Origin of the sequence: Algoriphagus locisalis, from assembly GCF_900116615.1 — a bacterium.
Taxonomy (GTDB): Bacteria; Bacteroidota; Bacteroidia; order Cytophagales; family Cyclobacteriaceae; genus Algoriphagus; species Algoriphagus locisalis.
This window is the reverse complement of sequence record NZ_FPBF01000004.1, coordinates 226888-249660: the sequence shown is the minus strand read 5'-3', so window position 1 is coordinate 249660 and position 22773 is coordinate 226888. Positions and strand designations below refer to the sequence as shown.

Annotated in this window: 20 protein-coding genes and 1 riboswitch; of the genes, 10 read left to right on the top strand and 10 right to left on the bottom strand. The window is 41.4% G+C overall.

What is annotated here, in order from left to right:
• Positions 1–100: 100 nt before the first annotated feature.
• Positions 101–2602 (top strand): TonB-dependent receptor domain-containing protein, encoded by a 2502-nt coding sequence (locus tag BM386_RS13320; RefSeq protein ID WP_091695088.1) that lies wholly within the window; start codon positions 101–103, stop codon positions 2600–2602.
• Positions 2603–2877: 275 nt separating this feature from the next.
• Here BM386_RS13320 and BM386_RS13315 read toward each other — a convergent pair whose 3' ends face one another.
• From BM386_RS13315 to BM386_RS13305, 3 genes are all read right to left on the bottom strand, one after another.
• A complete protein-coding gene (locus BM386_RS13315; RefSeq protein ID WP_091695086.1) occupies positions 2878–3858 on the bottom strand; it encodes a pyruvate dehydrogenase complex E1 component subunit beta in 981 nt (326 codons plus the stop codon).
• A gap of 83 nt (positions 3859–3941) precedes the next feature.
• Entirely contained in the window at positions 3942–5312 is a 1371-nt protein-coding gene (locus tag BM386_RS13310; RefSeq protein ID WP_091695082.1) for an NAD-dependent succinate-semialdehyde dehydrogenase, read from the bottom strand.
• Positions 5309–5707, bottom strand: coding sequence for a rhodanese-like domain-containing protein (locus BM386_RS13305; protein ID WP_091695079.1), 399 nt, complete (start codon positions 5705–5707; stop codon positions 5309–5311). The genes BM386_RS13310 and BM386_RS13305 overlap by 4 nt, the downstream gene beginning before the upstream one ends.
• A 68-nt stretch (positions 5708–5775) precedes the next feature.
• On the opposite strand from BM386_RS13305, the gene BM386_RS13300 reads away from it, so the two are divergent.
• Positions 5776–6285 carry a metallophosphoesterase family protein gene (locus BM386_RS13300; RefSeq protein ID WP_091695076.1) on the top strand — a complete coding sequence of 170 codons (510 nt, stop codon included), beginning with the start codon at positions 5776–5778 and terminating at the stop codon, positions 6283–6285.
• 321 nt (positions 6286–6606) lie between these two features.
• On the opposite strand, the gene BM386_RS23670 is transcribed toward BM386_RS13300, so the two are convergent.
• On the bottom strand, positions 6607–6750 hold the full coding sequence (locus BM386_RS23670; RefSeq protein ID WP_170857096.1) for a hypothetical protein: 144 nt from the start codon (positions 6748–6750) through the stop codon (positions 6607–6609).
• Between the two features lie 166 nt (positions 6751–6916).
• Between BM386_RS23670 and hisS the strand changes: the two genes are divergently transcribed.
• The 3 genes from hisS to BM386_RS13285 are packed head-to-tail and all read left to right on the top strand — an operon-like array spanning position 6917 to position 9659.
• Positions 6917–8278, top strand: coding sequence for a histidine--tRNA ligase (gene hisS, locus BM386_RS13295; RefSeq protein ID WP_091695073.1), 1362 nt, complete (start codon positions 6917–6919; stop codon positions 8276–8278).
• Between the two features lie 41 nt (positions 8279–8319).
• Positions 8320–8655, top strand: a complete 336-nt coding sequence (locus BM386_RS13290) for a YbaB/EbfC family nucleoid-associated protein (protein ID WP_091695070.1) — start codon at positions 8320–8322, stop codon at positions 8653–8655.
• Complete coding sequence (locus tag BM386_RS13285) at positions 8652–9659, top strand: glycosyltransferase family 2 protein (protein ID WP_091695067.1); 1008 nt, start codon at positions 8652–8654, stop codon at positions 9657–9659. The genes BM386_RS13290 and BM386_RS13285 overlap by 4 nt, the downstream gene beginning before the upstream one ends.
• On the opposite strand, the gene BM386_RS13280 is transcribed toward BM386_RS13285, so the two are convergent.
• The gene (locus tag BM386_RS13280; protein ID WP_091695064.1) at positions 9656–9874 is read right to left on the bottom strand and encodes a PspC domain-containing protein; all 219 of its coding nucleotides are present in this window, start codon (positions 9872–9874) and stop codon (positions 9656–9658) included. The genes BM386_RS13285 and BM386_RS13280 overlap by 4 nt on opposite strands.
• A 63-nt stretch (positions 9875–9937) precedes the next feature.
• Here BM386_RS13280 and BM386_RS13275 point away from each other — a divergent pair, with 63 nt between their 5' ends.
• Positions 9938–11740 carry a tetratricopeptide repeat protein gene (locus BM386_RS13275; protein ID WP_139235913.1) on the top strand — a complete coding sequence of 601 codons (1803 nt, stop codon included), beginning with the start codon at positions 9938–9940 and terminating at the stop codon, positions 11738–11740.
• A 264-nt stretch (positions 11741–12004) separates the two neighbouring features.
• On the top strand, positions 12005–15529 hold the full coding sequence (locus BM386_RS13270) for a VCBS repeat-containing protein (protein WP_091695059.1): 3525 nt from the start codon (positions 12005–12007) through the stop codon (positions 15527–15529).
• A 12-nt stretch (positions 15530–15541) separates the two neighbouring features.
• On the opposite strand, the gene BM386_RS13265 is transcribed toward BM386_RS13270, so the two are convergent.
• Positions 15542–16291, bottom strand: coding sequence for a creatininase family protein (locus tag BM386_RS13265; RefSeq protein WP_091695056.1), 750 nt, complete (start codon positions 16289–16291; stop codon positions 15542–15544).
• An 87-nt stretch (positions 16292–16378) separates the two neighbouring features.
• Between BM386_RS13265 and BM386_RS13260 the strand changes: the two genes are divergently transcribed.
• The 3 genes from BM386_RS13260 (at position 16379) to BM386_RS13250 (ending at position 18772) form a co-directional block, all read left to right on the top strand.
• A complete protein-coding gene (locus tag BM386_RS13260; RefSeq protein WP_091695053.1) occupies positions 16379–17362 on the top strand; it encodes a glycosylasparaginase in 984 nt (327 codons plus the stop codon).
• Between the two features lie 2 nt (positions 17363–17364).
• Positions 17365–18108, top strand: a complete 744-nt coding sequence (locus BM386_RS13255; protein ID WP_091695051.1) for a copper homeostasis protein CutC — start codon at positions 17365–17367, stop codon at positions 18106–18108.
• 202 nt (positions 18109–18310) lie between these two features.
• Positions 18311–18772, top strand: coding sequence for a CBS domain-containing protein (locus BM386_RS13250; RefSeq protein WP_091695048.1), 462 nt, complete (start codon positions 18311–18313; stop codon positions 18770–18772).
• A gap of 187 nt (positions 18773–18959) precedes the next feature.
• Here the strand turns inward: BM386_RS13250 and BM386_RS13245 are convergent, their stop codons facing one another.
• The 4 genes from BM386_RS13245 to BM386_RS13230 all read right to left on the bottom strand — a co-directional run bounded on the left by BM386_RS13245 (position 18960) and on the right by BM386_RS13230 (position 22566).
• The gene (locus BM386_RS13245) at positions 18960–20132 is read right to left on the bottom strand and encodes a trans-sulfuration enzyme family protein (RefSeq protein ID WP_091695046.1); all 1173 of its coding nucleotides are present in this window, start codon (positions 20130–20132) and stop codon (positions 18960–18962) included.
• Positions 20133–20233: 101 nt separating this feature from the next.
• A riboswitch (SAM riboswitch) is annotated at positions 20234–20336 on the bottom strand.
• Between the two features lie 59 nt (positions 20337–20395).
• Positions 20396–20956: an aminoacyl-tRNA hydrolase gene (gene pth, locus BM386_RS13240; protein ID WP_091695043.1), complete on the bottom strand. Its 561-nt coding sequence runs from the start codon at positions 20954–20956 to the stop codon at positions 20396–20398.
• An 80-nt stretch (positions 20957–21036) separates the two neighbouring features.
• On the bottom strand, positions 21037–21615 hold the full coding sequence (locus tag BM386_RS13235; RefSeq protein ID WP_091695040.1) for a 50S ribosomal protein L25: 579 nt from the start codon (positions 21613–21615) through the stop codon (positions 21037–21039).
• Between the two features lie 24 nt (positions 21616–21639).
• Positions 21640–22566, bottom strand: coding sequence for a ribose-phosphate pyrophosphokinase (locus BM386_RS13230; RefSeq protein ID WP_091695037.1), 927 nt, complete (start codon positions 22564–22566; stop codon positions 21640–21642).
• Positions 22567–22773: the final 207 nt, after the last annotated feature.

The following is a 22773-nucleotide window of genomic DNA, read 5'->3' as shown; positions in this document are numbered from 1 at the left end:
ACGAGGTCCAAGAAGTGAGAATATCCGGTGATCATGAATGGACTCTTTTGTGAATACAACTAAAAGCTCACCGGTACTATAGAGCAACTATCTACTACAAATGAAAAATTTATTTAACATTATCGCTTTTTTTCTTCTGACCAGCAGTGCTGTAATGGCTCATCAGGCATCGGAGAAATCCAACACTCCCGCCAAAATCATTGGTGTTGCCAAGGATGCAAGTACAGGTGAGCCAGTAGGCTACGCTACAGCTGCGCTTTATGCGGCTGGTAGTGAGACAAACGTCGCAGGAGCTGTAGCAGATGGTGATGGGAAGTTTTTCATTACGGGCATGGAGCCTGGAACATACGATTTGAAAATCAGTTTTTTGGGTTTTGAAACAAAAACTGTCAGCGGAATCCAAGTACTGTCAAAGACTGGAGATGTCAATGTCGGTGAAATCGAAATCAGTGACGAAGGCTTAGCGCTGGAAGAAGTGACGGTGCAAGGTCAGCGGGATCTGATCGAAGAGCGTGTGGATCGTACGATCTACAAAGCTGAAAATGATAAAACCACTGCAGGTGGCGATGGTACAGACGTACTAAGACGAGTGCCTATGCTTTCTGTAGATCTGGATGGTAACGTATCTATGAGAGGAAGTAGCAATATCACAGTGTTAATCGATGGCCGACCTTCTGCCATTGCAGCAAGTAGCATTACAGATGCATTGAAGCAGATACCAGCGGACGAAATCAAAGAAGTAGAAGTGATTACTTCACCTTCTGCCAAATACGACGCGGAAGGTACTTCCGGTGTGATCAACATCATTACCAAAAAGAATAACCTTCAGGGAATGTCTGCGAATATCCGTACGGGTACAGGCTTGAGAGGTTCTGATTTTGGACTGAATGCAAGTGCAAGAAAAGGGAAATTCGGATTTACACTAGGTGGATTTGGTAGGGCTGGTTACAATATCAATGGCAGCTTCGAAAATTCTCAGATGACTATGAATGAAGACGGGACTACCTCTTCTGTTATCCAAAGTGCTGACACTAAAAGTAATAACCTTTTTGGCAGATATAATTTCGGAGTTGATTATGAGATTGATAAATACAACTTCCTGACGGGTGCTGTGAATTTTGGTATCAGAAATAGAAGCTCCAGTCAAAACGATTTCCTTACTCAGAATTTCCTAGATGGCAATCTAGTCAGAAATGCGCTAAGAGAGACAGAGACAAAAGACAACTCAAATTCTATTGATGTGAGTTTAAACTATACCAAAACCTTTGAGAAAAAGGGAAAGGATATATCCTTGCTAACGCTATATAGCCGAAATAATGGAGAAAATTCTTTTGTAAATACGCTTTTTGAAGAGGACTTAGCGACTATCATTTCTAGATTGAAAAATGACAATCCAAGCAAAAATGAAGAGTTTACTGTACAGCTTGACTTTGTTGAGCCACTTGGAAAAGACGGTAAATCAATTCTGGAATACGGAGCTAAAAACATCTTAAGAAAAGCATATTCTGATTTCGCTTACTTTGAGGCTGAAGGAGCGGATGGGGCATATGTAGAAGATCCAAATCCAAACTTGAGTAATGCATTCAACTACGATCAGAATGTCACTGCAGGATATGTGTCTTACACTACTACGCTCTTCAAGAACTACACAATCAAGCCGGGCCTGCGCTATGAATACACTACAATCAGTGCAGATTTCAAAACAGAAACGACTCCCACTGAGATTCCTTCTTACGGTACATTTGTTCCAAGTTTGAACTTGAGTAGGAATCTGGCGAATGGCAACATGATCAAGGCTTCTTATAATAGAAGAATTTCTCGTCCATCTCTAAGGTTTTTGAACCCTAATATAGAATCCTCAAACCCGTTACAGATTTCTCAGGGTAACCCTGAACTTGACCCTGAATTCACAGACAATTACGAAGTAGGTTATAGTACCTTCTTCAAGAGCACAATGGTTAGTTTCTCAGGATTCTTTAGAAATACTACTGGCTCAATACAGGCAGTGAGAACCGTGGCTGAAGATGGCGTTATCTACACAGGATATGATAATATAGGTTATGAAAGAGCCTATGGAACTAACATTTTCACGAATATCAGTATTAGCAATAAGCTTTCATTAAATGGTAGTGTGGATGCGTACTATGCTAATCTTGGAAACGAACTTAGCTCGGATACAAATAGCGGCTTCGTAATCAGCGGAAGACTCTTTGGGAACTATACGCTTCCAAACGATTGGCAGATCCAGGCATTCACCTTTGCTAGAGGACGTCAGGTTCAATTACAAGGTACTTCTGGAGGATTTTACATGTATGGAATGGGGATTAATAAGCAGTTTGACGAGAAGAGAGGTACTATTGGCTTCGGTGCAGATAACTTCCTAACCAGAGAGTTTAAGATGGAAAATGAAATCATCACTCCGACAATCGTTCAGAACAGTACGAACATCATGCGTAACATGAACTTCAAGATCAACTTCAGCTACAGAATCGGTAAGCTAAGCGTGGATCAGAAGCCAAGAAGAAAGAAGTCAATATCCAATGATGACTTGAAAGAAGGTGGAAGTGAAGGCGGCGGAGCTGAGATGCAGCAAAACAAGTAATTAAAGACCGTAAATAGTAGATTGGGTTACAAGAGAAAAACCCGTCCTCAGATGAGGACGGGCTTTTTTATGCTTGGTGATTTTTAAACCACTAAGGACACAGAGGCTACGCAGAGAACGCAAATGCTTACTTGGTTCAAGGCTTGGGCCTAATCCAATGCAGTCTCCTTACTGCAGCTGACATTCTATTTGTGAAACAGAACAACCAGATTTATAATCAAAAAGCCCGACTTCAAATTAATGAAGTCGGGCTTTTATATGTTGAGCTAGTTGGACTAGTCTTTATAACAAACTTTCTTAATTGCAGCTACAGTTCTCTTCACATTTGGCAAAGTAGCTTCAATGTAAGTAGGAGAGTAGCTCAATGGAATGTCCATAGAGTTCACACGAATAACCGGTGAATCCAGGTAATCGAATGCGTATCTCTGGAAGTGATAAGTCAATTCCGATGAAATACCTGCGATAGGGTTGGCTTCTTCTACGATTACTACACGGTTGGTTTTCTTCACAGACTCCATACAGGTAGCATAATCTATTGGTCTCACAGTACGAAGATCAATAACCTCAGCTTCAATGCCTTCTTTGGCCATTTCTTCTGCTGCTTCCAATGCCACTTTCATCATTTTCCCGAAGGAAATAACGGTGACATCTTTACCTTTTCTCTTCACATCTGCTACTCCGATAGGCAGTAGGTATTCTCCCTCAGGTACTTCACCTTTGTCCGAATACATCACTTCAGACTCCATGAAGATCACTGGATCTGGGTCACGGATGGCGGCTTTCATCAAGCCTTTAGCGTCGTAAGGATTAGAAGGAACGATCACTTTCAGACCTGGAGTATTGGCAAACCAATTTTCAAAGTTAGAAGAGTGAGTGGCACCCAATTGTCCAGCGTTTCCGGTAGGACCTCTAAATACAACCGGTACACTGTATGCTCCACCAGACATGGCTAGCATTTTAGCAGCGGAATTGATAATCTGATCTATAGCAACCAGAGAGAAGTTGAAAGTCATGAACTCGACGATTGGTTTAAGACCATTCATCGCAGCACCTACAGCGAGTCCGGAAAAGCCAAGCTCGGCGATCGGCGTATCATAGATACGTTCCGGGCCGAATTCTTCCAGCATTCCTTGGGACACCTTGTAAGCTCCGTTGTATTCAGCAACTTCTTCGCCCATCAGAAAAACGTCTTTATCACGTCTCATTTCTTCGGACATTGCCTCTCTTAAGGCTTCTCGAAACTGTATTTCTCTCATTAGTTTATGACAAAATTTTGGCTCGTAAAAATAGAAAGGAATTGGCCAAAACCAAAAATAAACCCTGCTTTATCCCTAATAGATTAGCCCAAATACACCGTTTTCGAATTAACGAACTCTAAAATCCCATATCTACTCAGTTCTCGCCCGTAACCTGATTTTTTTACCCCGCCAAACGGCAAGTGTGGATTTGACGCTACCATGGAGTTGATGAAGACTGCTCCACTTTCAATTTTTGAGGCTAATTGCTCCGCTTTTTCTTTGTCTTCAGACCAAATTGAAGCGCCCAAGCCAAACTCAGAATCATTGGCCATCGCTATGGCATCTGCCTCATTTTTTACTTTGAAGATTGTGGCCACGGGGCCAAATAGTTCTTCAGAATAGGCTGGAGCTGCAGTAGGGATGTCTGTTAATATAGTGGGCTGAAATCTTGCTGAGTCCTTTTCAGGTTTCTCTCCTCCAAACAGCAGTGTTGCGCCTGCTTTTACGGATTTGTCCACCTGACTATATAGCTCTTCAGCTAGATCAGGTCTGGCCATGCAGGCAAAATCAGAACTTTCATCCATTGGGTCTCCTTCTTTTAACTTGCTTAGCTGATCAACGAAAATCGTGAGGAAATCATCGTAGATATCTTCTTCAATAATAAATCGCTTAGCAGCAATGCAGCTTTGGCCAAAATTGATCATTCTGGCTTTCACGGCAGTTTCCGCAGCTTTTTTTAGATCTGAATCTTTTAGCACAATGAAAGGATCACTTCCGCCAAGTTCTAGTAGCGACTTTTTGATTTGCTTTCCAGCAGCGGAGGCAACCGAAGCGCCAGCTTTTTCACTTCCTGTGAGCGTAACAGCTTTGATCCTGTCATCTTCAATAAGTTTTGTCGTTGCTTCCGAATCAATTAATAGACTTTGGAAAACTCCAGCTGGGAAGCCTGCTTCTGTAAAAACCTCCTGTATGGCTAAAGAACATTGAGGGACATTTGAAGCGTGTTTCAAAACGCCCACATTGCCAGCCATCAAGGTAGGGGCGGCAAAACGGAAAACTTGCCAAAAAGGAAAGTTCCAGGGCATCACAGCTAGTATAGCTCCAAGTGGCTGGTGGATTACTTTTGCTTTTTTACCTTCTGGTAAATTAATGTCTTCAGCTTGGAGAAATTCAGCTGACTTCTCACCGTAGTATTCACATACTAGAGCACATTTGTCCACTTCGGCCAAAGATTCTTTGATGACTTTCCCCATTTCCAAGGAAATGATCTTCGCGTATTTTTCCCGTCTATCCTTCAAAACTTTAGCTGCATTGTTCATCAATTCAGCTCTTCTGAGAAAACCAGTCTCTTTCCAAGTAGAAAATGCGACTGATCCAGCACTAAGCTTTTCTTCAATTTCTTTTTCTGATAAGGGATGAAACTCTGCTAATAATTCCCCGGTGTAGGGATTGATAGATTTAATTAATGTCATTTTTCTATGGGTTTTCCGGCTTCTTGCCAAGCATCAATACCGCCGTCTAATGAATAAAGGTGTGTAAATCCAGCTTCGCGCATCATCTTGGCAGCCTCACCAGACCTTCCTCCCACTTTGCAGTAGATCAAATACGTTCTTCTCTTGTCCAATTTGGCAATCTCACTTTTGAAATTCTCGTTTTTAAAGTCAATGTTTATTGCTCCTGGCAAATAACCTTCAGACATCTCGTCAGCTGTGCGAACATCTAAAACTCTTACTGCGCCTTTATTTTTCATTAGTCCTTCAAATTCAGAAGGGTTAAGTGCCTTCACTTTTGAGGATTGCGCTTGTGCAAAGCTGACGTTGACTAATGCAAAGGCAATTACTAATACGAGGATTTTTTGAAGTTTCATGGTTTTGAGTTTGATGTGAAAAATTGAGATTCAATATTGAATTGAAAATTTAGCAAGATTAAATCCAAATGTCCACCAAGATAGCCCTCATATCCGATTCACACAGTTACATTGATCACAAAACCCTCGCCTATCTGGAAGAGGTGGATGAAATTTGGCATGCGGGAGATATCGGAAGTTTTAGTGTGATGAATGAATTACCCAAGGAGAAGCCTGTGCGGGCGGTTTTTGGGAATATAGATGATCAAGATATGCAGCGGGCTTATCCAGAGTGGCAGGAATTCACGCTAGAAGGTGTGAAGGTGCTGATGACACATATCGGGGGCAAACCGCCCCGCTACGCAAAAGGTATAAAAGCCAAAATTAAGGAGTCTTCCCCCAATTTATTTATTTGTGGGCACTCGCATATCTGCAAAGTGGAATTTGATAAGACTGTGAATTGTCTTTATATGAATCCAGGAGCGATCGGGCAGCATGGATTTCATGTGATGCGAACGATGTTATTGTTTGATTTGGAAGCTGGGCAGGTAAAAAATCTCCGAGTAGTGGAGCTGGGGAAAAGAGGGAAGGTTTTGTGAAGTTTGTAAGTGGTAAGAAGTGAAAAGTAGGAGAGTGGCAGATCAAGGAATAAATTAAAGTCCATCTTTTGGAGAAGCAGGACAACAAGAAGGATTTCTTTTTGTAAAGACTTCAGTTTTACTGATTACTTTTCCTTTTCTAAAAAACCAAAATCCCCCTTGCCCCCTTTAAAAAAGGGGGAACTGCCCTAGTTTAAAAATAACTTTACTAGTAACAAACAGCGCCCTCTGCGAAATTCTCTGCGGCCTGCGCGGTAAAAAGAAAATAAACGAAAAAAGGCGATCTAATGACCGCCTTAAATTTTTTTGCTGAAATAAATATTATTTCGCGAAAGACTTCTTAAGCTCTTCAACGTCCACGTTTCTGATTACAGGCTGAGCAGACAATTGCTTGATCTTAATCACACGTGTGGTCTGAGATTGTCTTTTTCTTTTAAGTTTTCTCTTCAGTGTAGTAACTGCCATGGTCGTATATTTTTAATAGTATTGTTTCGAAACGAGTCGCAAAAGTAAATAAAGATTTCTTTCTAGCCTAAATTAATTTGGGATTTAATTCTTTGACTTTCACGATATCAGGGAGCGTTTCCTTTTTTTTGAATAAATTTGGCAGCTAATCACCAAAAAACAAGCTATGCAAAAGCCAAGTCTGCCAAAAGGAACCCGGGATTTTGGAACCATCCAGATGGCCAGAAGAAATTATATCCTAGACACAATCAAAGGTACTTTTCAACTTTTTGGCTACAATCAGATCGAGACTCCAGCGATGGAAAATCTCAGTACACTCACTGGAAAATATGGAGATGAGGGAGATCAGTTGCTGTTCAAAATCTTGAATAGTGGGGATTACCTAAAAAATGTGGCTGCTGAGGATTTGCAAAATGGCTATAAGCAAACGCTGGCCAAGGTATCTGAAAAAGGGTTGCGCTATGATCTGACTGTTCCTTTTGCCCGCTTTGTGGTAATGAATAGAAATGACCTGACTTTTCCTTTCAAGCGCTTTCAGATTCAGCCGGTCTGGCGTGCAGATAGGCCACAGAAAGGGAGGTATCGTGAGTTTTATCAATGCGATGCAGATGTGGTGGGTACGGATAGTTTGCTTTGCGAAGCAGAAATCATTCTGATGATCCGCTCTGTATTTGAAAAATTGAAGTTGAATGATTACAGCATCAAGCTGAATAATAGAAAAATCCTTACCGGTATCTCTGAAGCAATCGGAGAAGCCGGAAAGGAAGGGCCACTTTGCGTAGCGATAGATAAACTGGATAAAATCGGCTGGGAAAAAGTCAAAGAAGAGTTGATTGAGCGAGGTTTTGCGGCTGATTCTATAGAGAAGCTGACTCCGCTGGTGAAGTTGGAAGCGGATCAGCCTGGTAAGTTGGCATTCCTAAAAGAGTTTCTGAGTTCAAGCGAGATTGGACTTCAAGGTGTAAGTGAGTTGGAAGAGGTGTTTCAGATCTTAGAAAGTATGGGTGAGAACTTAGATTTCGTGGAGCTGGATATCATGCTTGCCCGTGGACTTTCGTACTATACGGGAGCGATTTTCGAAGTAAAAGTGAACCATGTTTCCATTGGATCTGTCAGTGGTGGTGGTCGATACGATAACCTGACGGGAGTTTTTGGGCTTTCGGGAATGTCTGGAGTTGGATTTTCGTTTGGAGTAGATCGCCTATATGATGTACTTGAGGAGTTGGATTTATTTCCAGAAGACAGCGTTCAGAGTACGAAGATTCTACTTACTCACTTTGACCAAAAAGCCTTTGTTTATGCCTTGGGCCTTTTGAAGAAGTTTAGAGAGGCAGGAATCAAAGCTGAGCTTTATCCTGACATATCGAAAATGAAAAAGCAACTGGATTTTGCTGATAAAAAAGCAATTCCATACGTAGGAATTTGCGGAGATTCAGAAATTGAAGCAAATGAAATCGCCTTGAAAAATCTGGAAACCGGAGAGCAGGAATCCGTAAGTTTAGAGGAAGCAATCGCACGATTGAAGTAAATTGAAATAACTATTTCTAAGAAGATCTTAATAAAGAAAATATGTTTGATATAATGGGCATGATGGGCAAAGTGAAAGAAGCCCAAGCAAAAATCAAAGAAACACAGGCAAAGCTTGTTCACCTTACTTCAACAGGTGAGTCTGGGGCCGGTATGGTGAAAGTCACCGTCAATGGGGATAGAAAAGTGGTTAGCATCGAGTTTGATGATTCCCTTCTCTCTCCAAAAGACAAGGAGATGCTGAGCGATTTGATTGTAGCGGCGACTAACATTGCGATGACGGCAATCGAGGTGAAAATCAAAGCAGAAATGAAAGCTGCCACAGAGGGGATGATTCCTAATATCCCAGGAATGGATCTAGGCGGAATGTTTGGATGAGCAGCTGCGCCATCGTCATACTGAATTACAATGGGGAAGAAATGCTAAAGACATTTCTTCCTTCAGTTTGTATGCACAGTAGGTATGACGTTTGGGTGATAGACAATGCTAGTACTGATGGCTCAATAGATTTTTTGAATGCAAACTATCCTCAGATTCAACAAATCAAACTGGAAGAGAATTTTGGGTATGCTGGTGGATATAATGCAGGGTTGGCTGAGATCCAAGGTCAATATGACTATTACATTCTATTGAATTCTGACGTAGAAGTAACTTCCGATTGGGATTTAAATCTGATCACTTGGATGAAGACTCATCCTGATTATGCTGCCCTTCAGCCGAAGATTTTATCATGGAAGGAAAAGGATACTTTTGATTATGCTGGAGCAGGCGGCGGATTTTTGGATGCCTATGGTTATCCTTATTGCAGAGGGAGAATATGGGATACCATAGAAAAGGATTCCGGGAAATATGACGATACAATTGACGTCGATTGGGCTTCAGGAGCCTGTATGGTTGTGAATGCGTCAGTATTCCACCAATTGTCCGGCTTTGACCCAGATTTTTTTGCACACATGGAGGAGATTGATCTTTGCTGGAGAATGCGAAGATCTGGCTGGAAGATTGGGTACATTGGCTCGGTGGAGGTATTTCATTTAGGCGGAGCAACCTTGGATAGAGCAAGCCCCAAGAAAATGTATTTGAATATCCGAAATAGCCTCAGCATGATTTACAAGAATGAGGCGTCTTCCCGGTTTTTCAGGATTTTTGTGGTAAAGTCTTTGTTAGAGCACTTGGCGGCAATGAGCTTTGTGACACAGGGCAAAAAGGAGTTTTCCAATGCAGTGTTAGATGCTTACCGTGACTTTAAAGTAAAAAAGAAAACTATAGAAAAATTTCGTCCTCAATTGGAAGGAAGAGAAGAAATATCAAGAAAAGGGAAAGTGGAACTGGTCTTTTGGAACTGGAAAGTATTAGGGAAAAAGCGCTTTGATCAGCTTTAATCGAAGAGAACTGGGTTGTTCTTTTTGCGGAAAAACTTTCTGATTTTCATTGTCATTGCCATGCTCACATATAGTATCACTGGTGAGCCCATAGTGACAAATGAAGCGTAAATGAAGAATAAACGAATGCTGTCAATCGGGAAATTGAGTTTTTCACCTAAGCGTGAGCAAACCCCAAATGCTCTTTCTTCGAAGAATATTTTCAGCTTTTCCATGGTAATTTGGTGGATTCGTTGCGGTAAATTTAAGAAAAAAGTCTGGTGAATTAATAAATAAGAATGATAGATCAATTGTTTAAGAAGAAGCCTATTTTATTGCTATTTATTTTGTTCCCGCTGCTTTGCGGCTCAATAATGGTGCCTGAAACTGACTTTTTGAAGGATTCCAAAGTGACTCCGGGTAAACTTGAATTCGTCAGGGATTCTGTGCGCTTTGAGGTGACAGGTACTATTCCAATTGAATCTGCGCTCAGTCCGAGAAATCCTAAGGTAGCTATTTTGCTGAAATCATCTGAAAATTCCATGTTTTTCGATGACATTGAACTGACCAAAAATGTCGCTGATTATTCGTATAATGAATCTATTGTATTAGCCTATGAGCCATGGATGGAAGGGGCTTTTTTGGAGGTTCAGTTTTTTCAGGGGAAAAAAGCTCAGGTCGAACCCTACCAGAGGAAGATTTTAGCTCGGGGAATTATTACCACACCACTCCTAGCAAAAGTGGGGAAGGTCAATCCTGACGAACCAATTCCCCAAGTAGGCCTTTTTATTCCAACTGGAGCAACAGATGTTGATCTATCCCGTTCGCGAGAGTTCCTGATCAAATTTGACGCGGGATCTTCCGCAATCAAAATGACTAGTGGGAATTCTCAGGTCATTGCTGATCTGAAGTCATTTCTTACGGAGAACTCGGCTGTTTTATCCTTTAAGATCACTGGAGTTCAATCTCCCGAAAATGCAGAAGGAAGCAGTAGCAAACTTGGGATGGATAGAGCTGAGGCAGTAAAAGACCTGCTCAAGCAATCTAATATTTCGGTGCGGGATAGCCTATTGGAAGTAAATTCCAGATGGAATGATTGGTTTGATTTCCGCTTGCTCCTGCGGGAATATGAGAAGCTTTCCACCCAGCGAAAAGATCAATACTACGCTGTCCTACTAAATGAGTCTGATTATCAGTCACAAACGCTAGCGTTAAGGAAGATTTCTGGTTTCAATCAGGTGGCAAGTGATTTATTCCCAAGTCTTAGAGTCGCCAAAATAGAGGTAGTAGCCAAACCACTTCCCGGACTCAATCAATCTCAATCATTAATTCTTCAGAAAGCTTTAGAGCAAAGTTCTGCTAATTCTGAACTGGATATGGCAGATTGGGCAATTGCCGGAGAAACCACTCCCAGATTGGAGGATAAGGCTAAGATCTACAGCAAGATGACTGAATTATTTCGTTCCGTGATTCCTTACAATAATTTGGCAGTGGTAAAAATGAGAATGGCTCAGCGTACACTTGACCAAGAGACAAAAGAGCTGTTATGGAAAGAAGCAAACAATTTACTTTATCAAGCTGCTAAAATCGATACTAATCCCTATGTGCTCCATAATCAAGGACAGATCATGGTGCTGCAAGGCAAAACTTGGGATGCCTACAAAAAACTATCTGATGCTTCTGTGCTTACAAGAAATGAGGATTTTCTAAAATACAATGAAAGCCTAAGAGGAGCATTGGATATCATGAGGGGGGATTACAAGTTGGCTACTTTGCGGTTTGATTACGATTATACTGAGGCCAAGGATTTTTTCAATAAAGGCTTGGCATATTACCTCTCAAAAGACTTTGCCAATGCTAGTTTATCTTTTGAAGAGTCGGTGATGGCAGGGAGGAATTATGGGTACGGGTTTTATGGCTTGGCTATGATTGCTGCAGAAAGCGGTCAAGCTGAAGTCGCATTGTTGCAATTAGATCGTGCCATTCACGCCAGCGAACTACTTTATCAGAAAGCACTGGTAGATCCGATTTTTGAAGAAATTCGTTCTACTGATGAGTTTTTTCAGATTTTCAGGCCGTCAGAGAGTTCATCAAAGGATTAGCGAAATCTTGTTTTTTCAAAACAAAAGCTTGTACTAAACGCCATCACCTTTGTAGCTCTATAGCTAGTTTGGAATAGCGTAACTCTATCTTTCTCGCTGCTAGAGATACTTTTAGGCATTTAGCAGAAACTTGAATAGGTAATAGTCCAGATAGCATCAGTTTGAGTACATATTGTCTTTTATCCTACAATAATTGCAGTTATTATTTCCCTTGTGTCCTAAATATGCTAATTTGACCAAGCCCTATTAACCTATTAATTCACTATGAAGTTTTCCAGTAACTTTTCATTCTTTTTGGTTCTTTTAGTTTTTTCAGCTTGCCAAAAAGAATCGACCTTATTCGAATTACTTCCTGCTAGCAAGACAGGAATTGACTTTAATAATCTAATCGTCGAGACTGATACCTTAAATATCCTAACAGACGAATATATTTTCAATGGAGGAGGAGTAGCTGTAGCAGATTTTGATAATAATGGGTTACCCGATTTGTTTTTTACGGGTAATCAGGTTTCAAATAAATTATACCTGAATTCAGGGGATTTCAAATTCACAGATGTGACCGAATCCGCGGGAATTGCAGCGCCAAATAATTGGTGTACAGGTGCAGTTGTTGTGGATATCAATGGAGATGGTTGGATGGATATCTATGTGGCAACTGCCATGAAGACCGGCCTTGGAGAGCGGAATAATCTACTTTTTGTCAACCAGGGAAAAGACGCTAACGGTACTATTTCATTTAAAGAATTGGCATCTGAATACGGGATTGCTGACCCTGGAAATACCATGTGGGCTTCCTTTATAGACTATGATTTGGATGGGGACTTGGATTTATATGTCTTGAATAATCAGCAAAGCAAGATTGTTCCAAGCAATTACCGTTTGAAAGTCACTGACGGATCTGCCATTAACAACGATGCTTTTTATAGGAATAATGGAGACGGTACTTTCACTGATGTGACCCTAGAAGCAAGGATTACGATAGAAGGCTATGGATTAGGCGTGTTGGTTTCTGATTTGAACAATGATGGCTGGCCTGATATTCATGTCAGTAATGATTATGTGACCAATGATATAGTATATATCAATAATCAAGACGGCACATTTTCCAATCAATCAAAGGAGCTGCTCAGACATCAGAGTCAGTTTTCTATGGGAGCTGATATTGCTGATTTTAACAATGACACAAGGCCAGATATCATCACGCTGGATATGCTGGGGGAAGATAATTACCGCAAAAAAACGACCATCGGAAATAATTCCTACCAAGTCTATATAAGCAACGAACACTGGGGGTATGAATACCAATATGTCCGCAATATGTTGCATGTGAATAATGGCGAAGGCGTTCCATTTAGCGAGATAGGAATGATGTCAGGGATTTATCAGACAGATTGGAGTTGGGCTCCCTTATTTGGTGATGTGGACAATGACGGTTACCGGGATTTGTTAATCACCAACGGGTTTCCTAGGGATATTACGGATAAGGATTTTGCAAACTATAGGGCGGATGTGGGAAATATTGCCACCAAGCGTCAGTTGCTAGATTCCATTCCTATTGTAAAAATCCCAAATTACGCTTACAAGAATAAGGGCGATTTGACCTTCACTGATGAAGGGAATGCTTGGGGGTTAAATAAACCTTCTTTCTCAAATGGAGCGGCTTTCGCGGATTTGGATGGAGATGGAGATTTGGACTATGTAGTAAATAATATAAATGACCATGCATTTGTCTTTGAAAATACACTCAAAAATCCCGAGCTAAAGAATAATTATGTTAGGATTAAGCTTTTGGGGCCAAAGCTTAATCCACAAGGCTTGGGAGCTAAAGTTCTGCTGACTTTTTCTGAGGGAAGCCAACTTTACCAGGAACAGCAAGTTGTGAGAGGCTATATGTCATCGGTCGATGAAGTGATGCATTTTGGGATAGGAGCAGCATCCGAGATTTCCGCTATTGAAGTGATTTGGCCAGATGGGAAAGAAAGCTATCAGTCAAATGTGAAGCCAAATCAATTGATTGAACTTGCTTATTCAGAAGCGAAGCAAGGCAAAAACAAGCTTGCAATTATTCCATTTGAAACTCCAAACGCACTTTTCAAAGAAATATCGTCAGCAAAGGGGTTAGAATACATGCACGAGGAAGAAGATAAAGTCGATTACAACATTCAGCGGATTATTCCTCACAAATTGAGTCAATACGGGCCGAGTTTGGCTGCAGGCGATGTGAATGGTGACGGATTGGAAGACTTGGTGGTTGGGTCAGCATCTGGCTTTGCTCCCCGCCTTTTTGTTCAGGATATGAATGGAATGTTCACCGAAAAAGACTTGATCTCTGAAGAGGGAAATTTCTTTGAAGAAATGGGGATTTTGCTCTTTGATATTGATAACGACTCAGATCTGGATATGTATCTGGTTGGTGGAAGCAATGAATTTGGAGCAGGAGCTACAGAGTATTTAGATCGATTGTTTCTAAACGATGGGCAAGGGAATTTCACTCTCGACAAAAATTTCTCTTCAGTAAAAGCCAGTGGCTCAGCTGTTCGGGGTGCTGACTTTGATGGGGATGGATTTATTGATTTGTTTGTAGGCGGGCGAACGCCAATTGCGCAATATCCGGTTCCGGAAAATAGCTTTCTCTTGAAAAACGTCAATGGACAGCTTCAGGATGTCACTGATGAAATGGCTCCTGGCTTGAGAACTATCGGCATGGTGACTGATGCAATCTGGTCAGATGTGGATTCTGATGGGTTGGTTGACCTGGTCGTAGTTGGTGAATTAATGGAGATTTCTGTGTTCAAAAACGACGGGAATAAACTCAGGAAACTTGAGGATACGGGTCTGGAAAACTATTTAGGTTGGTGGAATTCCATCACTTCTGGTGATTTTGATCAGGATGGAGATTCTGATTTTGTGGTTGGGAATTTGGGTGAGAATAATCCGCACCACCCAACAGCGGAGAGACCAGTGAAAATTTATGCTAAGGATTTTGATAATAATGGCAGTGTTGACCCAGTTACATTTGCTTATTATAAAGACCGCGAAGGCAATTACAACTCATTCCCAAGCCATTTTTGGGGAGATTTGTATGGACAAAGTCCGATGTTCAGAAGGAAGTTTGAGCGGTACAAACTCTATGCCTTGAGCACAGAGCAGTCTCTTTTTACAGAAAAAGAAAAGGAAGATGCACTTATTCTTACCGGGAATTATGATAAAACTGCCTACATCGAGAATCTAGGTAATGGGAAATTCAAAGTAAGCAGGTTGCCAACTTCAGCTCAGATTGCGCCGGTAAATGGGCTTATAGCTGAGGATGTCAATGGGGATGGGTACTTGGATATCGTAATGATAGGGAATGATTACGGCAATGAGATATTTATCGGAAGACTTGACGCACATCTAGGATTGGTTTTGTTAGGAGATGGCAAGGGATCTTTTGAACCGATGAGTCCTCAGGAAAGTGGTTTTGTAGTGCCTGGAGATGGAAAAGCCTTAGTAAAAATAGCGGCAGCGCAAGGTGATCCACTTCTAGTAGCTTCTCAAAACCGTGGAAAGCTTCTTGCTTTCCAGCAAAAAGCCTCTCGCGCTAATCGAACAATTACCCCAGGCCAAGAAATAATGGCTATGATCTTAGAACTGGATAATGGAAAAAAGCAGCGAATTGAAACCAGCTTGGGTTCTGGATTTTTGTCACAGTCTGGAAGAGAAATTCTTCTGCCAAAAGGAGTGAAGGGAATTCAATTGCAGGATTATAAAGGGAATGTCAAGGAAGTGGATATGGATTCACTAGATTGATTACTTATACATTTATCCCTGCTTAACTTCACAAATATCTACCATCAGCTGGGCTACTTTATCAGTCACATCTTCAAAATATTTCTTCCCTTTTTCAGGGGAGGATTTATTTGGATTTCCGATCCCTGTATCTGCTGATACTTCCGACCATTTTCGCTCAGCCCATGCCCATTTTTCCCGGATACCTCTTATTACTGACTTTTTCTCAGTACCATCACCAGCATCCTCCAGTGGCAAAACCAATTCTGGATGTAGATGCATCATTATAGAAGTTTCCATTTCATCTGCATGATCACCGGCTTCCTCAAAGTATTTGGTTTTGTCCAGTGCCTGAAACCAGTTACAGGTGAAAAGCATCAACTCTGGAAACATCAATCCTAACTCACGAAGCATAGTTTTGAAGTCATTTCCGCCGTGGCTATTAACAATCAAAAGTTTTTTGGTGCCTTGGCGATCAAGTACAGTTAGGATGTCTTTTAGAATCATCAGCTGTGTACTGGGATTCAAATTGATATCTAAATAAATGTCTGACTGTCCTGTATTTACTCCGAATGGAATAGTGGGCATGATAGTCACATTAGCTCCTTTTTCCCAAGCTTTTCTTCCGGCCTCGCTTGCAACTGCATCCGCCTCATAGACATCCGTGCCATATGGCATATGATAGTTGTGTGCCTCTGTAGCCCCCCATGGCAAAACTGCTAATTCAAAACGATGATCTTTGAGCGTTTTCCAGTTGGATTCAGCGAGGATGTAGGGTTTCATAAATTGATTTTTAAAAGGAAATGAAGGATGGTAGGCCGAAATAGCACCATTTTTAATAATTTGACACCTGATTCTAAATTAAGTCTAATGTCACAAAGAAGAAAATTTATCAAGCAATCCCTAATGGGGTCTGCCTTATTTATACCTGGAGTATCTACCCTAGCTGAATCCAAGGCACCGGCTCTTTTCAAAAGAGAAAAACCACTGATTCTTTCTACCTGGAATCATGGCTTGCCTGCAAATGCTGCTGCGGTGGAAAAACTGAAGTCTGGAGGAAGTATAATAGATGCAGTGGAAACCGGTGTTAAGGATACAGAACTTGATTTGAGTAACCTTTCTGTGGGTTTACAAGGGCTTCCTGATAGGGAGGGTATCACTACGCTTGATGCTTCCATCATGTCTGGAGACGGTTCTTGTGGAGCAGTTGCTTTTGTAAGGCAAGTGAAGCATCCAATTTCTTTAGCTAGAGTGGTAATGGAAAAAACGCCTCATGTGATGATCGTAGGCGAAGGAGCCAGGCAATTAGCAATTTCCGAAGGCTTTCCAATTGAAAAGGAGGAGCTCAGCCCAAAAGCTAAAGAAGCTTATGAAAAATGGAAAGTTACGAGTCAATACAAGCCGGTAATCAATATTGAAAATCACGATACCATCGGGATGATCGGGATGGATGCGAAAGGTAATCTGGCGGGAAGCTGTACGACCAGCGGGCTCTCCTATAAAATGCACGGTAGAGTAGGAGACAGTCCTATCATCGGAGCGGGATTGTTTGTAGATAATGAAGTGGGAGCAGCTACGGCGACAGGACTTGGGGAATCAATTATTCGGATCTGTGGAAGTTTCTTGATTGTGGAATTGATGCGACAGGGCAGAACTCCTCAGGAAGCATGCGAAGAGGCTGTGAAGCGATTGATTGCCAAAAACAGTAAAGACATAAATGACATTCAGGCGGGTTTTCTTGCTATGAATAAAGAGGGTGAAGTTGGCGCATTTGCGGTACGTCCAGGCTTCAACTTTGCGCAAGCAACCCTACAAAATAATGTGATGATAGACTCGGGTTCTCACTTCAAATAAGGATGAGTAAAGTAATCTTAGAATCTCCGGTTTTCAATGTGGAGGCAGCCATGGATGCTGCACAATTTGGAATAGATCGTTTGGAGCTTTGCTCTAATTTTCCTGAAGGCGGAGAAACTCCCAGTGCAGGCATGCTCAAGTTTCTGAAAACAGAGATTGATATTCCTGTATTCGTGATGATTCGTCCAAGAGGTGGGGATTTTGCCTATTCCCAAAAGGAATTGATGGTGATGAAGCGGGATATAGAATTGCTTGGAGATCTAGGTGCGGATGGATTTGTGTTTGGAGTGCTCGATAGCCAGGGTTATGTGGATATGGATTCTTGTAAATCGCTGCTTCGTGCCGCCTCGGGAAAGCCTTGTACCTTTCACCGGGCATTTGATGCTTCAGCGGATTATTTTGATTCATTGGAGAAAATAATATCCTGTGGGTTCGATAGAATTTTGACTTCTGGAGGAAAAAACTCTGTGACTGAAGGAATGGATATGCTGAAGGAATTACTCCTTAAAGCTCAAGACAGCATCTGCATCATGCCAGGTGGAGGTACTAAGCCGGAGCATGTGAGTGAGCTGGGGAAAACAGGCTTCTTGAAAGAAATTCATGCTTCATGTAAAACTTGGGTGCCTTCTTCGAATCAATTCGTAAATCCCGATGTGTCATTTTCTGAAGATCCCAAGTCTTTTACGCATCATCTTAGAATTGATAGGGACGTAGTCAATCAGTTTTTGGAAGTACTATCGGAATAAGCTGGATGGCTACATTAGTTTAATTGGTAAGGAAAGAGTCACGGAATCAAAAATGATTTTTTTTAATTTATGATGTTGTTTGGATTTGGGATGGGCAATGTATTTAAAAATATAGTACTGTTTTAATCTATTTTTTTAAATTATTATTTTTAAGTGTAGTATTAATTCGGTAATTTATTCTTTCATCCTTAATTTTTAAGCTATGGTAAAAAGTTATCAAGGGGTTAGAGTGGCAGAGCCCAAAAAGTCCCCAATTCCACAGATTCTCGTCAAAGAGTGCATGAGTACAAATTTGATCACATTCAAACCTGATGATACGATTGATCAAGTGATGGAAGTACTCACCAAACGAAAAATCTCAGGAGCGCCGGTTATCGATGCTTCTGGCGCTTTAGTCGGAATTATTTCGGAGGTGGATTGCCTCAAGGAGATCATCAAAGGGAAATACACCAACACCCCTAAATTCCCGGCAAAAGTAAGTGAGCATATGTCTGTTAATGTGTTGACACTTTCTCCGGACTTATCGATTTTTGATGCTGCTTCAAAATTTTTGGAGCACGGCTACCGCAGATTTCCTGTCATGAAGGATGGCAGACTACTAGGGCAAATCAGCCTGAGTGACGTGATTCGTACATTTCCTACCTTGAGACAGACTACTTGGTAAAAATAGTAAATTGGTTAAAGTGTAAATGCCCCCAAAAGTCTAGAGCTTGAGGGGGCATTTTTTATGATGAAACTAAATAAGTTCCCGCAGAAGAACGCTGAATAGAATGCAGAAGCTCAAATGTTCTCTGCTTACGTAGAGGGAGTGTTTTTATTGGCCAAACGTAAAAGCTTTACACGCTATACTTTTATTTTGACAGATCAATAGCCCTTTCCACATCTTGGATGATATCATCGTAGTGCTCTAAACCTACAGAAAGTCTTACCAATCCATCGGAAATACCAACCTGCGCTCGTTCTTCCACAGAAAGTTTGCTATGCGTGGTAGATGCTGGATGGGTCACTATGCTGCGGCTATCGCCGAGGTTTGCTGTAATGGAGATCATCTGGAGCTGATCTATAAAACGTTGGGCGCGTTGCACTCCACCTTTCAAGTCCAAAGTGATTACACCACCTCCTTGACTCATTTGTTTTTTGGCAATTTCATATTGCGGATGTGATTTGAGGAAAGGGTATTTTACTGCTAGCAATTCTGGATTTCCTTCAAAATACTCTGCTACTGTTAGTGCGTTGCTACAATGTCTGTCCATTCTTAGTCCCAGTGTTTCCATGCTTTTAGCAAGTATCCAGGCATTGAAAGGTGAAATGGAAGGGCCTGTATGTCTTGCAAAAAAGTGTACTTCCTTCATCAGATCAGCTTTTCCCAAGATCAGGCCGCCCAGAACTCTGCCTTGGCCGTCAATATATTTTGTAGCACTGTGTGTCACGATATGAGCACCCCATTTTGCAGGCTGCTGTAGGTATGGAGAAGCAAAGCAATTGTCCACGACCAAAATCAAGTTATGAGCTGCTGCGAATTTCCCAGCCCACTCCAAATCGATTATCTCTAAACCTGGATTGGAAGGGGTTTCGATGAAAAGCATTTTAGTAGTTGGCTTAACTAGCTTGTCCCAATTCAAATAATCAGAAATATCCCCGTAAGTCGAGGTGATTCCCCACTTAGGAAAAACTCTTGTCAATAACTGATGCGTAGATCCAAAAAGAGAACGAGCTGCTAATACGTGATCCCCTTGCTGAAGTAACGCGGCGATGCTTCCAAACATTGCAGCCATGCCGGATGCTGTTGCAAATCCATCTTCAGTTCCTTCTGCTGCACAAACTTTTTCAATTAAGTCGCTAGAATTAGGGTTGGCATATCTGGAATAGATATTTCCCTCGATTTCATCGGCAAAAGTAGCTCTCGCTTCTTCGGCAGAATCAAAAGTAAAACTGGAGGTAAGGTAGATCGGAGCAGAATGCTCTCGCTGGCTGGACTTGGATGGTGAAATTCGTACAGAATTCGTTTCGAAATGCTTACTCATTATTGATCAGTTTAGAATTTTCAATACTAATCAAGCAGATTTGAGAAAATCAAACCCAGAGGCGGAGCACGAACTAAAAGGGATTATTTGTGAAGTAAGCCAATCTATAGTTCCCGCGAAGGGTAGGATTTGGCACCGTTCTCCGTTTCGGGATGGTTGCCAGAGGGTCATAGAGCCTAATCTCTCGCCTCTTCTTTATAAATCAGTTGCCTGAAGTGATGCAAAGAAAGAGCTTGATTTGGGGATTTCCAAATCTAATTCGCTCAATCGTTAAATTGATTCATGGTTCGCTCTATTCCTATGGAGCAAAAACTTAAGGTCATGTCGATGGCCTTGTCCATTATAGTGGGCAATTCAGCAAATTCCTCTTGCGTGAATTTGCCCAAAACAAAATCAACCTGTCTTCCTTTTGGGAAGTTGTCGCCTATCCCCATTCTTAGTCTGGAATAGTTTTGACCACCTGTCAATTCCTCAATGTTTTTCAGGCCATTATGACCCGCTGCGCTGCCTTTTGGCTTCATGCGGAGTTTACCAAACGGGATGGCTACGTCATCTACGATCACTAAGGTGTTTTCTTTGGTGACTTGAAGTTCTTTCATCCAGAAATTCATTGCCTTACCACTTAGGTTCATATACGTGGTAGGTTTGATCATATGAATTGTTCTGCCCTTGAATTTGAATTCTGTCTTGAAGGCAAGTCTATCGCTTTTCCAAGAGCAGTCTTTTGCGTCAGCAAGCCTGTCCACCGTCAAGAACCCAATGTTGTGTCGAGTCAATTCGTATTCCGGGCCAATGTTTCCCAGGCCTATGATGAGGTATTTCATTTTACGCTAATAATATTGCCTTGAAAATAAAAAATCCCGCCCAGTTTTGGGCAGGATTTAAGTCAATTTCAATTGGCAGACTATTCGTCTCCGCCTTTCTTGCCTCTAAGTGCTCTTGGAATACCAATCGTCACGATAGAAACGTTAGGGCTTGTAAGGATTTCGAAGCCTTCAACTTTTAAATCTTCTACTTTGAAAGATTTACCCAAGTCAAGATTAGAAATATCAACCGGAATAAGGTCTGGAAAATCTTTTGCAAGACCTTTCACTTTCAATACTCTGGTTTTCAATTCCAATTTACCACCTTTTGCAAGACCTGGAGAGCTTCCAAATACTTTCACAGGGATCTCAAACTTAATTGGTTTATCTTCTGCATAAGCAACAAAGTCAGCGTGTAGAAGAGCCTCACTTACTGGGTGAAACTGAGCATCTTTCAATACTGCTTTGATGATAGTTCCTTCGATATTCAACTCCACCATGTGAACTTCAGGAGTGTAAATCAAGTCTCTGAAGAGGATAATTGGAGAGTAGAAGTGAATCTGCTCTTTGATACCAGGTCCGTAAACCACGCAGGGAACATTACCTGATTCTCTCAATTCAGAAAGACTGGCGCCGTCGAGATTTGCTCTTTTAAACCCTATAATCTCTAGATTTTTCATTATGTATTTGTATTAAATTGGTTCTTAGATGAACAAAGAACTGATAGAGGTATTTCCAGTCACGGCGTGAATTGCCTTTGCGAATAGATCTGCTACTGTCAATACTTTGATTTTGGATGATTGTTGCTTTGGATGGATTGTATCAGTGATGACCAGTTCTTCCAAAACTGAGTTTTCGATGTTTTCATAGGCTTTTCCAGAAAGTACGCCATGCGTTGCAATGGCTCTAACTGAATTGGCTCCTTTCTCCATGACCATTTCGGCAGCTTTGCAGAGAGTCCCTGCAGTATCTACCAAATCGTCCACGAGAATAACATCTTTTCCCTCTACATCCCCGATTACTTGCATAGAAGCGATCTCGTTGGCTCTTTTTCTGTGCTTATCACAGACCACCATTTCTACTTCAAAATGCTTGGCGTAAGCCCTGGCTCTGGCTACTCCTCCTACATCTGGTGATGCAAAAATCATATCCGGAAGCCTTAGCGAATTCAAATAGGGCACAAAAATAGCTGATCCATTCAAATGATCCAAAGGTATATCGAAAAAACCTTGAATTTGTCCGGCATGTAGGTCACAAGTCATGATTCGATCAGCTCCCGCTGAAGTAATCATGTTCGCAATTGCCTTAGCTGCAATACTTACACGAGGTCTATCTTTCCTGTCTTGTCTAGCATATCCGAAATAAGGAATTACTGCACACACTTTATATGCACTGGCTCTTTTGGCAGCATCGATCATTAGGCAAAGTTCCAAAAGGTTGTCACTTGGCGGGGTTGTGCTTTGCACCAAAAAGACGGTACACCCTCTGATAGATTCATCAAAGCTTGGCGATAACTCGCCATCACTGAATTTAGAAAGTGTAAGATCACCTAGCTTTTTGCCATAGTTTTTAGCGACTTTTTGTGCAAGTGTTTGGCTATTGGTGCCTGAAAAGATTTTAACCTCGGACATGGTTAGTTGTTTTTTTCGGGAAAGATGTAGAATGGATTTAAGGTCAAAAGTAATGATTTTTGAATGGAAGGCTATGATCTTTGAAGTTGAATCAGAAGATAATTTTGGTTATTAGCACCATCAATAACTTTACGGGAATTTATATTGGGCATATAAGTTTTTAAATTAAGGGATCACCGATTAGGACATTTTTGCTGTAATGGAACC